At 59.8% G+C, this 14,352-nt stretch carries 11 protein-coding genes and 1 tRNA gene; 9 read left to right on the forward strand and 3 right to left on the reverse strand.

Going from position 1 to position 14,352, the window contains the following annotated elements:
- The first annotated feature begins 12 nt into the window (after positions 1-12).
- The gene (locus HBN98_RS09785; RefSeq protein WP_083367750.1) at positions 13-1,236 is read left to right on the forward strand and encodes a multifunctional CCA addition/repair protein; all 1,224 of its coding nucleotides are present in this window, start codon (positions 13-15) and stop codon (positions 1,234-1,236) included.
- 91 nt (positions 1,237-1,327) lie between these two features.
- On the opposite strand, the gene folK is transcribed toward HBN98_RS09785, so the two are convergent.
- Complete coding sequence (folK, locus tag HBN98_RS09790) at positions 1,328-1,843, reverse strand: 2-amino-4-hydroxy-6-hydroxymethyldihydropteridine diphosphokinase (RefSeq protein ID WP_083367749.1); 516 nt, start codon at positions 1,841-1,843, stop codon at positions 1,328-1,330.
- Entirely contained in the window at positions 1,834-2,190 is a 357-nt protein-coding gene (gene folB, locus HBN98_RS09795) for a dihydroneopterin aldolase (protein ID WP_083367748.1), read from the reverse strand. The genes folK and folB overlap by 10 nt, the downstream gene beginning before the upstream one ends.
- 74 nt (positions 2,191-2,264) lie before the next feature.
- On the opposite strand from folB, the gene plsY reads away from it, so the two are divergent.
- Positions 2,265-2,834 carry a glycerol-3-phosphate 1-O-acyltransferase PlsY gene (gene plsY, locus HBN98_RS09800; protein WP_064589506.1) on the forward strand — a complete coding sequence of 190 codons (570 nt, stop codon included), beginning with the start codon at positions 2,265-2,267 and terminating at the stop codon, positions 2,832-2,834.
- A 10-nt stretch (positions 2,835-2,844) separates the two neighbouring features.
- On the opposite strand, the gene tsaD is transcribed toward plsY, so the two are convergent.
- Positions 2,845-3,870 carry a tRNA (adenosine(37)-N6)-threonylcarbamoyltransferase complex transferase subunit TsaD gene (gene tsaD / locus HBN98_RS09805; RefSeq protein ID WP_064589507.1) on the reverse strand — a complete coding sequence of 342 codons (1,026 nt, stop codon included), beginning with the start codon at positions 3,868-3,870 and terminating at the stop codon, positions 2,845-2,847.
- 199 nt (positions 3,871-4,069) lie between these two features.
- Here tsaD and rpsU point away from each other — a divergent pair, with 199 nt between their 5' ends.
- The 7 genes from rpsU to HBN98_RS09840 all read left to right on the forward strand — a co-directional run bounded on the left by rpsU (position 4,070) and on the right by HBN98_RS09840 (position 14,141).
- Entirely contained in the window at positions 4,070-4,285 is a 216-nt protein-coding gene (gene rpsU, locus HBN98_RS09810; protein WP_002551877.1) for a 30S ribosomal protein S21, read from the forward strand.
- Between the two features lie 482 nt (positions 4,286-4,767).
- Positions 4,768-6,732, forward strand: coding sequence for a DNA primase (dnaG, locus tag HBN98_RS09815; protein ID WP_064589508.1), 1,965 nt, complete (start codon positions 4,768-4,770; stop codon positions 6,730-6,732).
- Between the two features lie 67 nt (positions 6,733-6,799).
- Positions 6,800-8,647 carry an RNA polymerase sigma factor RpoD gene (gene rpoD, locus HBN98_RS09820; RefSeq protein WP_064589509.1) on the forward strand — a complete coding sequence of 616 codons (1,848 nt, stop codon included), beginning with the start codon at positions 6,800-6,802 and terminating at the stop codon, positions 8,645-8,647.
- A 126-nt stretch (positions 8,648-8,773) separates the two neighbouring features.
- Entirely contained in the window at positions 8,774-12,520 is a 3,747-nt protein-coding gene (locus tag HBN98_RS09825) for a bifunctional diguanylate cyclase/phosphodiesterase (protein WP_083367747.1), read from the forward strand.
- Positions 12,521-12,535: 15 nt separating this feature from the next.
- Positions 12,536-12,612, forward strand: a tRNA-Ile gene (locus tag HBN98_RS09830).
- Between the two features lie 203 nt (positions 12,613-12,815).
- The gene (locus HBN98_RS09835; RefSeq protein WP_083367746.1) at positions 12,816-13,382 is read left to right on the forward strand and encodes a PBECR2 nuclease fold domain-containing protein; all 567 of its coding nucleotides are present in this window, start codon (positions 12,816-12,818) and stop codon (positions 13,380-13,382) included.
- Positions 13,383-13,679: 297 nt separating this feature from the next.
- The gene (locus HBN98_RS09840) at positions 13,680-14,141 is read left to right on the forward strand and encodes an Lrp/AsnC family transcriptional regulator (protein WP_007966501.1); all 462 of its coding nucleotides are present in this window, start codon (positions 13,680-13,682) and stop codon (positions 14,139-14,141) included.
- The last annotated feature ends 211 nt before the right edge of the window (positions 14,142-14,352 follow it).

Genomic DNA, 14,352 nt, shown 5'->3' on the forward strand with positions numbered 1-14,352 from the left:
CGGAGGTTTTTTATGCAGATTTACAAGGTCGGCGGCGCAGTACGTGATCGCCTGCTCGGGCTACCGGTTACCGATGTCGATTGGGTGGTGGTCGGGGCCACGACAGAAGAGATGCTTGCCCAGGGTTATCGCCCGGTCGGCGCGGATTTTCCGGTGTTTCTTCATCCCAGGACTGGCGAGGAATACGCCCTCGCCCGCACCGAGCGTAAAAGCGGTCGCGGTTATGGCGGCTTCACCTTTCACGCCAGCCCCGAAGTGACCCTCGAAGAAGACCTCATCCGCCGTGATCTGACGATCAACGCGATGGCCGAGGACGGCCAGCAGAATCTGACCGATCCCTATCATGGCCAGCGCGACCTGAAAAACCGAATCCTGCGCCACGTTTCCCCGGCGTTCGCCGAAGATCCGCTCCGGGTATTGCGCGTAGCGCGCTTCGCTGCTCGCTATGCCGCGCTGGGTTTCACTGTTGCCCCAGAGACCCTTGAACTGATGCGTCAGCTCAGCGAGTCCGGCGAACTGCAAGCACTGACCGCCGAGCGCAGCTGGAAGGAGATTTCTCGGGCGCTGATGGAGGATCAGCCCCAGGTATTCATCCAGGTGCTGCGCGACTGCGGCGCATTGAAGGTCTTGATGCCTGAAGTGGATGCGCTGTTTGGCGTACCGCAACCGGAGGCCCATCACCCGGAGATCGACAGCGGCATCCACACCCTGAGCGTGCTCGAACAGGCGGCACTGCATAAACAGCCACTGACCGTGCGCTGGGCCTGCCTGCTGCACGACCTCGGTAAAGGCCTGACGCCCGAAGCAGAATGGCCGCAACACATCGCCCACGAGCACACCGGGCTGAAGCTGATCAAAGCAGTCAACGAACGCTTCAAGGCGCCGAAAGATTGCCAGGAACTCGCGCTGCTGGTCGGCCAGTATCACACCCACGGCCACCGCGCTCTGGAGCTGAAGGCGTCGACCCTGCTGGAGCTGTTACAGAGCTTTGACGTGTATCGCCGCCCGCAGCGTTTTGAGGAATTCATCGTCGCGTGCGAGATGGATGCGCGCGGACGCAAGGGACTGGAGCAGCGCAGTTATCCACAGGCGGATTACCTGCGCGGCGCGGCCAAGGCAGCGCGGGAAGTCGCGGTGCAGCCGTTGCTGGAGAAAGGATTCAAAGGCCCGGAACTGGGCGAGGCGCTCAAACGCGAGCGGCTCAAGGCGTTGAAGGCTTACAAGGAAAACCGCTAAAGCAAGATCAAAAGATCGCAGCCTGCGGCAGCTCCTACACGGGAATATGCGTTTCTCTGTAGGAGCTGCCGCAGGCTGCGATCTTTTTGCTTTAAAGGTTTGGAGGGGTGAGCTGTTCGCCGCGCCATTCAAAAGCCACCGGCGCCAACACCTGATCAATCTGCGCCTCGGCCCACAGCGTTGCGAAGCTTTTTCCCACACCCGGATGCACCCGATCCGGCGCAATCAGCGACAGCGGCCACAACACAAAGGCATTTTTCAGGATCTCGGCACGCGGCAGGATCAAACCGTCGAAGTTACCCGTCAGATCGCCGTACAACAGCACGTCGATATCCAGCGGCAACCCCTTGCGGTCCGGTGCATAGCGACCGTTATCGGCCTCAATGCATTTCAAGCGCCGATCCAGCTCCATCAACGGCAAATCGGTAAACGCCGAGACCACGAAATTGAAGAACGGCCCGCTCTTGATGCCCACCGGCTGGCTCTCGAACACCGCCGAACAGCGGATATCCACGAGGAATGTCGCCAAAGCGTCGAGCCCGGCGCGCAAATGGGTTTCGCGCTCGATATTGCTACCGAGCCCGAGGTACACCTGAGTCAGCGACATCCGCGCTCGATCTCCACGCCCACGCCACCCTTGGCCGCCGGCACGGCTCCGGGCTTGGTCAGTTTCAGCCGAATCCAAGTGATCTTGAACTCGGCCATCAGCACTTCGACCAGCCGCTCGGCAAAGGTCTCGACCAGCTGGAACTGTGCCTGCTCGGCAAAAGCCTGGATGCGCGTAGACACGCTGGCGTAATCGAGCGCCAGGGTCAGGTCGTCCCCGGCCGCGGCCGGGCGATTGTCCCAAGCGAAGCTCAGATCAAGACGCAGACACTGGCGGATGCCGCGCTCCCAGTCGTAGGCACCGATTACGGTGTCGACTTCCAGGCCCTCGATAAACACTCTGTCCAAGCACTTTTCTCCGCTACACGACAAGGGCGCAATGCGCCGTTAGAATCAGGGCGTCCTCGCCCGGAATAGTTAGCATGTTTTGGTTATTGGCGACTTTCGCCTACCTGCTCGGCTCTCTGTCCTTCGCCATTTTGCTCAGCCGCCTGACCGGAAATCCGGATCCGCGAATGAGTGGCTCGGGTAATGCCGGTGCCACCAACATGCTGCGCCTGGCCGGCCGCAAACTCGCGATCCTGACCCTGCTGGGTGATCTGTGCAAAGGCCTGTTGCCGGTGCTGATCGCAGCGGCCATGGGCCTGTCGCTGCAGGATCAGGCCTGGATCGGCGTGTGCGCCGTGATCGGTCACCTGTTCCCGCTGTATTTCCGTTTTCGCGGCGGCAAAGGCGTCGCTACCGCTGCCGGCATGCTGCTGGGCCTGTATCCGCCCGCCGCGCTGCTGGCGGTGTGCGCCTGGCTGCTGACGTTCTACCTGACCCGCACCAGCTCGCTGGCGGCGCTGATCGCCACGCCCCTGACCCTGCCATTGCTCGCATGGCAAGAACCGGAAGCGCTGCTGCCGATGAGCGCGTTGACGCTACTGATCGTCTGGCGCCACCGCGGCAATCTACGCGACCTGTTTGCCGGGCGCGAACGGCATTTTTAAATAGCGCTCATCACAGTGCCGACAGCTGCTCCATCGGCCAGCGTGCCTGCACGCTGATCGCCAGGCTTTCCTGCTGACCCGCCTGCAAACGCTGGCAACCGGCAAACGCGATCATCGCGCCGTTGTCGGTGCAGAACTCGGGGCGGGCATAGAACACATCGCCGTTCATGTCGCCGAGCATTTTTTCCAGCGAAACACGCAAGGCCTTGTTGGCACTGACGCCGCCAGCAATCACCAGACGCTTCATCCCGGCCTGTTTCAGGGCACGCTTGCACTTGATGGTCAAAGTCTCCACCACGGCCTGCTGGAACGCCAGCGCGATGTCGCAACGGGCTTGCTCGCTGTCGTCCCCGGCGCTGACGCATTGCTGCCAAGTGTTGAGGGCGAAGGTCTTCAGGCCGCTGAAGCTGAAATCCAGCCCCGGACGATCACACATCGGACGCGGGAAGGTGAAACGTCCTGCAACGCCCTTCTCCGCCAGCTTGGCGATTTCCGGTCCGCCCGGATAATTGAGGCCCATCATTTTTGCGGTTTTGTCGAAGGCTTCGCCGGCCGCATCGTCGAGTGTCTCGCCGAGCAGACTGTATTGGCCGATGCCATCGACCTGAACCAGCTGCGTATGACCACCGGAAACCAACAAAGCGACGAACGGGAACTCCGGCGGCTTTGCCTCCAGCATCGGCGCCAGCAGGTGGCCTTCCATGTGGTGCACGCCGAGTGCCGGAATGCCCCAGGCAAACGCCAGCGCCTGAGCGCAGGAAGCCCCCACCAGCAGCGCACCGACCAGGCCGGGACCCGCGGTATAGGCGATGGCGTCGATCTCGGTCGGCACGCAGTCAGCCTCGGCCAACACCTGACGGATCAAGGGCAGCATGCGTTTCACATGGTCACGGGAGGCCAGTTCCGGCACCACGCCACCATAGACGCGGTGCAGGTCGATCTGGCTGAACAGCGCGTCGGCCAGCAGGCCTCGTTCACTGTCGTATAAGGCGACGCCGGTTTCGTCGCAGGAGGTTTCTAATCCCAGTACTAGCATGGGTTTGCGCCTTGTTTAGGCTGAATTCGAAGGCGCGCATAATAGTCGCCACGTGAGGCCCCGACCAGCGGTTTTCGATCAGAGGCTTTGCATTCCGAGCGATGAGGGGTTAACATCCGCAACCCTTAAAAACCGACGTCTTCAAGTGCTCTTTTGCCGCGAGGATGTTGACCCCGGTAATGAATGAAGGTAGCTCTGGATGCCAGCCGTCAAAGTTAAAGAGAACGAACCCTTCGACGTAGCTCTGCGTCGTTTCAAGCGCTCCTGCGAAAAAGCCGGTGTACTGGCTGAAGTTCGTAGCCGCGAATTTTACGAGAAGCCAACTTCTGAGCGTAAGCGCAAAGCAGCAGCCGCTGTTAAGCGTCACGCCAAGAAAGTTCAGCGCGAACAGCGCCGCGCCGTTCGTCTGTACTAATACACAGACGTTCGTAGCAAGCTTCTTGCCTAAGCCCGGCCCTCAGCCGGGCTAATGGCATTTGCGTAAAACGCTTGATGCTTCACTGTCGAAGCCGCACACGCGACCGAGACAAATCTGCTTCACACGTCAGACCTGGCTTTTTTGCCAGCGGTGCACGTCTTTTCTGACGAGCCTTTCAAGGCTACTGACGAGCACACCCACTGATTCCTCTTACGACGATCAGCCCAAGGCACCTGCATGCGTGCCCGCTTTATTGAGCTATCCGAGGCCATTTATCGGCCGTCAGCGGATTCAGCGCAACACTTTCAAATAGTCGAAGACTGATAGGTACTAACGTCAGTGGATTTTCGGCAGATACACTTCCCGACAGCGATCACGCAAACGACACCGGTCGAGCCGCCCATCATGCGCGCCTCAGTCAAGACCTGCGTCCGGCCGCCCTTCGCATCGGACTCAATTACCGCACAGACGAGAACGCCATGGCCGGGCTGATTCCCCAGAGCTTTATTGACGACCTCCTGAACCGCACCGACATCGTCGACGTGGTCAGCTCGCGCGTGCAACTGAAAAAGGCCGGCAAGAACTACACCGCCTGCTGCCCGTTCCATAAAGAGAAAACCCCGTCGTTCAGCGTCAGCCCCGACAAGCAGTTCTATTACTGCTTCGGTTGCGGTGCCGGCGGCAACGCCCTGGGCTTTCTCATGGACCACGACAACCTGGACTTCCCCCAGGCCGTCGAGGATCTGGCCAAAGCCGCCGGCATGGAAATCCCCCGCGAAGAAAGCGGCCGCCCGCACAAACCGCGGCAGCCGACCGATTCGCCGCTGTACCCGCTGCTGACCGCCGCCGCCGACTTTTACCGGCAGGCGCTCAAGAGCCACCCAGCGCGCAAAGCCGCCGTGGATTACCTCAAGGGCCGCGGACTGACCGGCGAGATTGCCCGGGACTTCGGTCTCGGCTTCGCGCCGCCGGGCTGGGACAATCTGTTCAAGCACTTGAGCAGCGACACCCTGCAGCAGAAAGCCATGATCGACGCCGGCCTGCTGATCGAGAACGCCGAAACCGGCAAACGCTATGACCGCTTCCGCGATCGCGTGATGTTCCCGATCCGCGACACCCGCGGCCGGATCATCGCTTTCGGCGGCCGGGTACTCGGCGACGACAAACCGAAGTACCTGAACTCGCCGGAAACCCCGGTCTTCCATAAAGGCCAGGAACTCTACGGCCTCTATGAGGCCCGCAAGAACAACCGCAACCTCGACGAAATCATCGTCGTCGAGGGTTACATGGACGTCATCGCCCTCGCCCAGCAAGGCTTGCGCAATGCCGTCGCGACGCTGGGCACCGCGACCAGCGAAGAGCACCTCAAGCGCCTGTTTCGCGTCGTGCCGAACGTTTTGTTCTGCTTCGACGGCGACCAGGCCGGGCGCAACGCCGCATGGCGCGCACTGGAAGCGACACTTCCGTGCCTGCAGGACGGACGCCGCGCGCGCTTCCTGTTTCTGCCCGAAGGCGAAGACCCGGACACCCTGGTCCGCGCCGAAGGCACTGACGCCTTCAAGGCGCGCATCAATCAGCATGCGCAGCCGCTGGCGGACTACTTCTTCCAGCAATTGACCGAAGAAGCGGATCCACGCTCGCTCGAGGGCAAGGCCCACATGGCCACCCTCGCCGCACCGCTGATCGACAAAGTGCCCGGGGCCAACCTGCGCATTCTGATGCGCCAGCGCCTGAGCGAAATCACCGGCCTGAGCAGTGAAACCGTCAGTCAGCTGGCCCAGAGCGCGCCGCAGGAAGCACCGCCGGCCTACGATCCCGGCATCGATTACGACGCAATGCCCGACTACAGCGACTACCATCAGCCGCAGGCACAGGACATGTATGTGCCGCAGCAGGAATGGACGCCAAAGAAACCCGGCGCCGGCGGCAAGAAATGGGACAAGAAACCCTGGGACAAGAACGGCAAGCGTGGCGGCGATCGCGACCAGCAGCGCCCGCGGACGCCGATTGGCGTCGAATCGCCGACCCTGACCGCCCTGCGTACCTTGCTTCATCACCCGCAGCTGGCCAAGCGCGTCGAGGACGCCGGGCACATTGCGGACGAAAATCAGACCAATGCCCAGTTGCTTGTGGCGCTGCTCGAAGCCGTACAGAAGAATCCCAAGCTAAACTCATTTCAGTTGATCGCGCGATGGCACGGTACTGAACAGGGTCGTCTGCTCAAGGCGCTGGCGGAAAAGGAGTGGCTGATTGACGGAGAAAACCTTGAACAACAGTTTTTCGACACCATTACTAGCTTGTCAGCCCGCCAACGCGAGCGAAATCTGGAACAGTTGCTCAGAAAAGCGCGTCAAAGCGAACTGAGTGCCGAAGAGAAAAATCAACTGCGCGACCTTTTAAGTCGCAATGTTTCCGCATCAAACCCGACCTCAACTGGCGCGTGAGGTCATAGCTCAGGTATAATCCTCGGCTTGTTTTTTGCCCGCCAAGACCTTCAGTGGATAGGGTGTTATGTCCGGAAAAGCGCAACAGCAGTCTCGTATTATTGAGTTGATCAAACTGGGTCGTGAGCAGAAGTATCTGACTTACGCCGAGGTCAACGACCACCTGCCCGAGGATATTTCAGATCCGGAGCAGGTGGAAGACATCATCCGCATGATTAACGACATGGGGATCCCCGTACACGAGAGTGCTCCGGATGCGGACGCCCTTATGTTGGCCGACGCCGATACCGACGAGGCCGCTGCGGAAGAAGCAGCCGCCGCGTTGGCAGCGGTGGAGACCGATATCGGTCGCACCACTGACCCAGTGCGCATGTACATGCGTGAAATGGGTACGGTCGAGCTTCTGACTCGTGAAGGCGAAATCGAAATCGCCAAGCGGATCGAAGAAGGCATCCGTGAAGTGATGAGCGCTATCGCGCACTTCCCAGGCACGGTTGACCACATCCTCTCCGAGTACACTCGCGTCACCACCGAGGGTGGTCGCCTGTCTGACGTTCTGAGCGGTTACATCGACCCGGACGACGGTATTGCGCCGCCGGCTGCCGAAGTGCCACCGCCGATCGATCCGAAAGCCGTGAAAGCGGATGACGACACCGACGACGATGACGCCGAAGCTTCGGATGACGAAGAAGAAGCCGAAAGCGGTCCGGATCCGGTCATCGCTGCCCAGCGTTTTGGCGCTGTGTCCGACCAGATGGAAATCACCCGCAAGGCCCTGAAGAAGCACGGTCGTCACAACAAGGCAGCGATTGCCGAGTTGCTGGCCCTGGCCGAACTGTTCATGCCGATCAAACTGGTGCCGAAGCAATTCGAAGCCCTGGTCGAGCGTGTTCGCAGTGCCCTGGATCGTCTGCGTCAGCAAGAGCGCGCGATCATGCAGCTGTGCGTACGTGATGCACGTATGCCACGCGCCGATTTCCTGCGTCAGTTCCCGGGCAACGAAGTTGACGAGAGCTGGTCCGACGCCCTGGCCAAAGGCAAGAGCAAATACGCCGAAGCCATTGGTCGCGTACAGCCGGACATCATCCGTTGCCAGCAGAAACTGATTGCGCTGGAAACCGAGACCGGCCTGACCATCGCAGAGATCAAGGACATCAACCGTCGCATGTCGATCGGTGAGGCCAAGGCCCGCCGCGCGAAGAAAGAGATGGTTGAAGCCAACTTGCGTCTGGTGATCTCGATCGCCAAGAAGTACACCAACCGCGGCCTGCAATTCCTCGATCTGATCCAGGAAGGCAACATCGGTCTGATGAAAGCGGTGGACAAGTTCGAATACCGTCGTGGTTACAAGTTCTCGACCTATGCCACCTGGTGGATCCGTCAGGCAATCACTCGCTCGATCGCCGACCAGGCCCGCACCATCCGTATTCCGGTGCACATGATCGAGACGATCAACAAGCTCAACCGCATTTCCCGCCAGATGCTGCAGGAAATGGGTCGCGAACCGACCCCGGAAGAGCTGGGCGAACGCATGGAAATGCCTGAGGACAAGATCCGCAAGGTATTGAAGATCGCTAAAGAGCCGATCTCCATGGAAACCCCGATCGGTGATGACGAAGACTCTCATCTGGGTGACTTCATCGAAGACTCGACCATGCAGTCGCCAATCGATGTTGCAACCGTTGAAAGCCTGAAAGAAGCGACTCGCGAAGTGCTGTCCGGCCTCACTGCCCGTGAAGCCAAGGTACTGCGCATGCGCTTCGGTATCGACATGAACACCGACCACACACTCGAAGAAGTGGGCAAACAGTTTGACGTAACGCGTGAGCGGATCCGTCAGATCGAAGCCAAGGCGCTGCGCAAGCTGCGCCACCCGACGCGAAGCGAGCATCTGCGCTCTTTCCTCGACGAGTGATACCAGAACCCCCGGCCCAGGCCGGGGTTTTTGTTTTTACAGCAGATTAAATCCCTCGCAACGCCCCTCCCCTGCATACCCCGTCTACACTCGAAACAATGAATCCCGTGCCCTAACGAGACGGTTATGCCCAGACTGGCGCCCGTGCTTTTCTTGCTGTCACTGATGATCTGGACCGCAACGGCTAACGCGCTGACTCTGACCGATGAAGAACGTAGCTGGCTCGCGGCTCACCCGGACTTGCGCCTGGGTGTCGATGCTTCGTGGCCGCCGTTCGAGTTCCGCGATGAGCAGAACCGCTATCAAGGCCTGGCCGCTGATTACATTGACGTGATCCGCCAGCGCCTGGCGGTCAAACTCACCCCGATCGAGCCGTCGAGCTGGACCGAAGTGCTGGCGCAGGTGAAAACCGGCAAAATCGACCTGCTGCCGGGGATCATGTCCACGCCCGAGCGCCAGAACTACCTCTCGTTCACCCGCCCCTACCTTGATTTCCCGATCGTGATCCTCGCCCATATCGGCGGCGCACAACCGCGCAAAATCGAAGACCTGTACGGCCTGAAGATCGCCGTGGTGGAGAACTACGCCCCCCACGAACTCTTGCGCACCCACCATCCCGACCTGAATCTGGTGGCCATGCCCAATGTCAGCTCGGCCTTGCAGGCCTTGGCTACGGATGAAGTAGACGCCGTGGTCGGCGATCTCGCCTCCAGCGTCTGGAGTCTGCGCCAGCTCAAGCTCGACGGCTTATACGTGAGCGGCGAAACCCCGTACCGCTACCAGTTGGCAATGGGCGTGCCGCGTGACAACAAGATGCTGGTGGGCATTCTGGATAAAGTCCTGGCGGACATGAGTCCGGAGGAAATCAGCAGCATTCAGGAACATTGGGTCGGCAATGTCCTGGACCATCGGACCTTCTGGTCAGACCTGCTGATCTACGGCCTGCCGGGCCTGGTATTGCTGATAATCATCCTTGCAGTGGTCATTCGCATCAACCGCCGCTTGAGCTCGGAAATCGCTCGGCGCGTTGACCTCGAACAGGAACTGCGCAGCAGCGAATACCACTACCGCGGCTTGGTCGAAAGCCTGTCGGCCATCGCTTGGGAAGCGCGTATGAGCGACTTCACCTACAGCTATGTGTCGCCCCATGCCGAAGATCTGCTTGGTTATCCACAGGCGCATTGGCTGATCCCGGGGTTCTGGCGCAACATCATCCACCCCGCCGACCTGACCCGCGCCCAGGCCATTTGCGATGACGCGGTGCGTGAGGGGCGCGATCACACTCTCGACTATCGGGTCATCACCGCAGACGGGCGCTGCCTGTGGGTGCGCGACATCGTCAGCCTGATTGAACACGGGCATGAGCCGGTGATGCGCGGGCTGATGATCGACATCAGCGAAACCAAGCGCACCGAGGAAGCGCTGCGGCTGTCGGAGCAGAAGTTCGCCTCGGTGTTCCAGCAATGCCCGGACATTCTGGTGATCGCGCGGCTGTCAGATGGCTGCCTGCTGGAGGTCAACGAAGCCTTTGAAGAACAGATCGGGCTCAAGGCCGAGGATGTTGTCGGCCAGACCGCCACCGAACTCAACATCTGGGGCATTCCCGGGGTCGGGCCGGGACTGCTCCAGCGCTTGCAGGCCGGCAGTATCCGTAACCTGGAGATGCCCTTTCGCCGCAACAACGGCCAGGTGTTTACCGGCCTGATCTCTGCCGAACCGTTCGACCTCGACACCACCCCGGCGCTGGTGGTGGTGGTGCGTGACATCACCCAGCTCAAAGAAACCCAGCAGCAATTGCAAACCTCCGAGGAGAAATTCGCCAAGGCGTTTCATGCCTCTCCGGACGGCTTGTTGCTGTCACGCCAGAGCGATGGTCTGCTGCTGGAGGTCAACGAAGGTTTCAGCCGTATCACCGGGTTCAACAGCGCGATGTCGGTGGACCGTTCGGCGCTGGACTTGGGAATCTGGGTCAACCTCAACGAACGCAAACAGATGCTCGACCTGCTGCACCGCGACGGTTTCGTCCGCGACTTCACCTGCCATATCCGCCGCAGCGACGGGCAGATTCGCCTCTGCGAAGTATCCAGTCGACCGCTGCCCATCGGCGAAGAAGACTGCATGCTGACCATCGCCCGGGACATCACCGAGCGCCATCTGATGCAGGAAAAGCTGCAGCAAGCGGCCACCGTATTCGAGAGCACCGCCGAGGGCGTGCTGATCACCGACACCCAGCAGCACATCAGCGCGGTCAACCGGGCCTTCACCGAAATCACCGGCTACAGCGAAAGCGAAGCCCTCGGCCACACCCCGCGCCTGCTCGCCTCCGGACTGCACGACAGCGCGTTTTATGCGGCGATGTGGCACCAGTTGACCGACGAAGGTCACTGGCAGGGCGAGATTTCCAACCGGCGCAAGAACGGCGAACTGTACCCGAGCTGGCTGACCATCAGCGCCGTGCGCAACCGCGACAGGTTCATCACCCACTTCGTCGCGGTGTTTGCCGATATCTCCAGCCTCAAGCACGCGCAGGCCAAGCTCGATTATCAGGCGCACCACGACCCGCTGACCGGCCTGCCAAATCGCACGCTGTTTGAAAGTCGCCTGCTCACGGCGCTCAACAGTCAGCAGGAAAACGGCGGTCAGGGCGCTGTGCTGTTCCTCGATCTCGACCGTTTCAAGCACATCAACGACAGCCTCGGGCACCCGGTCGGCGACCTGCTGCTCAAGGGCATCGCCGTGCGTTTGAAAGAACAATTGCGCGACATCGATACCGTTGCGCGCCTGGGCGGCGATGAATTCATCATCCTGCTGCCCGGCCTGCAACAGGCCAGCGACGCCGACCACATCGCCACCAAACTGCTCAATTGCTTCAGCGCCCCGTTCCAGGCCGGCGAGCACGAGTTCTTCATCAGCGCCAGTATCGGCACCAGCCTCTACCCTCGGGACGGCTGTGACGTCGCCACCCTGGTGAAAAACGCCGACGCAGCGATGTACCGCTCCAAGGCCAAGGGCCGCAACCGCGTCGAGAGCTACACCCGCGACCTCACCGCTCAGGCCAGCGAACGGGTGGCGCTGGAGCATGAATTGCGCCGAGCCATCGAGCGCAATGAGTTGTTCCTCTACTACCAACCCAAAATCAGCCTCGACGACCATAGCCTGGTCGGCGCCGAAGCGCTGATTCGCTGGCACCATCCGACCTTCGGCGACGTGCCGCCCGAGCACTTCATCCCGCTGGCCGAAGAGAACGGCATGATCCTGCAGATCGGCGACTGGGTGCTCGAGACCGCCTGCCGGCAGATGTTCGAGTGGAACCAGATCTACGACAGCCTCGGCCCGCTGTCGGTCAACCTCGCCGGCGCACAACTGCGCCAGCCGAACCTGCTCGGGCGCATCGAACAACTGCTCAGGGAAAACCGTCTGCAGCCGGATTTGCTGCAACTGGAAATTACCGAAAACTTCATCATGAGCCAGGCCGAAGAAGCGCTGGCGGTGCTGCATCAGCTCAAACACCTGGGTGTGCAACTGGCGATCGACGACTTCGGCACCGGCTACTCCTCGCTCAGCTACCTCAAGCGCCTGCCGCTGGACATCCTCAAGATCGACCAGTCGTTCGTCCGCGGCCTGCCGGACGATCCCCACGACGCGGCCATTGTGCGGGCGATCATCGCGCTCGGCCGGAGCATGCAATTCACCGTGATTGCCGAAGGCGTGGAAACCCAGGCCCAACAACAATTCCTCGCTGCCGAGGGCTGCGAACAGATTCAGGGCTACATCGTCAGCCTGCCGCTGCCGCCAGAAGAATTCGCCGCGACATTTCTTCATATAACCGTATCGGATTATTCGGATAGCACAGCCGCCAAACCGTCGCTATAATCCGCGACCTACTGAGGGCCTATAGCTCAGTTGGTTAGAGCAGAGGACTCATAATCCTTTGGTCCACGGTTCAAGTCCGTGTGGGCCCACCAAATTTGAAAGCCGCGCTACATGCGCGGCTTTTTTTTGGGCGATCGGTTGAGAGGACAAGTCTTTGCGAGCGCAATGTTCGGAAGACTTCCCCGGAGGCTGTAGGCAAGTTCCGAAGCTGTGTTATCTCAACTCCCCGCATATTGTTGAGCGTTTATCCAGACGAGTAATCTCCGGACGCTACCGCCCGCTCAGGATTATTTTAATGCTCGTGAATGCTGCGCCACTGGTAAAGGAAGCAGCCGACCAACAAACCTGGATCGACCTTGCTCTACCCGACCTGAGAACGTTATCGCGAGAGCTTCGGTCAGCCGCAATAGAAGAAATAAAAAGGGCTGACGACGCAGAAGGCGCCCTCAAAATCCTCTTGGATCACTTCGGGTTCTTCGACGACTCCGTATTGGCGGTTACCATCCTCACGCCCATTGGGAATGTTGCAGTCATGAGAGACAAACTGGCGCACATCGTCGAGAAACGTCCAGACTCCCGAGAACGCTATGTCCGACATGCCATTGATACACTGACGGGGCCTTTCGAAGTATGGAAAGTCCTTTACGATAACGGCGGATACCGAATGGCATTCATCAATGCGTATGAGGCAAAAAATGACATGCTTGTCGTGGTCGATGTGCGAAAAGGGCACGTCCTCTGGAACTTTATGCATGCTCCGGCAAGAGCCATGAACAAGCACCGCCAAGGCGACCTTTTGTACAAGCGATACATTCTTGAAGACAAAGAAAAGGGCAGCCATTTGGCTGCCCTTGATGTTTGAATCCTGATATTTGCATCCTCAGGAAATGGGATGAAGAGGTCTCACCTTACACCGATGTTGCAGCATCGCTGAGGTACCTACGTCCGCTAATGCCCTGCAAGGCAGCAGATTTCGCGCTCTTGCTGGCATTCTTGATAAATAGGCCAGGCAAGTCAAATCAAATATCCGATGTTTTGTTAGCGCAGGACGATAACGTCGACGCTTGGCTGATCCGTTTAAACATCACCTGCAAGCGTGTCGCTGATCGTGCCTGTAACATGCACAACTCACCCGCCGCCGCGCCAATGGAGCCGCCCCTTGCCCGACACCCGCCCCCCCGCACTCGATGAAATCGACCGCCAGCTAATCGCCGCCCTGCAGATCAACGCCCGCGAGAGTGTGGCCATGCTTGCCCGGCAGCTGGGCATTGCGCGTACCACCGTCACATCACGGTTGGCGCGGCTGGAGAAGGCCAAAGTGATTACCGGTTATGGCGTGCGCCTGGGTCAGCGCGTGGTCGATGGTGGATTGCAGGCGTACGTCGGGATCAAGGTGCAGCCGCGTTCCGGCAAAGAGGTGTTACGCCGTTTGAGTGCGATGGCCCAGGTGCAGCAACTGTGTGCGGTGAGTGGCGAATTTGATTATGTGGCGTGGTTGCGCACCGATTCGCCGGAGCAGCTGGACCAGTTGCTGGATCAGATTGGCAGTGTGGACGGGGTGGAGAAGACCACCACGTCGATTATTTTGAGCAGCAAAATTGATCGGGGGCAGCCGGTTTAAGGTTGTGTCCGGCCTTCTCGGGTGGATTGCAGGGCCTCTTCGCGGGCAGGCTCGCCCCCCTATTTTGGTCGGTGTGTAGTTACTAATCGTCATATTGATCAGTTATTTGGCAAAACGACGACACTTTGCGTCTTATTAACGTGGTCCGTGCTCCCTAGAATGGCTGGCATCTTTTCCTATACTCAGACGCGCATTCGGCGTCGGGTCGCCA

Source organism: Pseudomonas koreensis (assembly GCF_012986595.1).
GTDB lineage: Bacteria > Pseudomonadota > Gammaproteobacteria > Pseudomonadales > Pseudomonadaceae > Aquipseudomonas > Aquipseudomonas koreensis.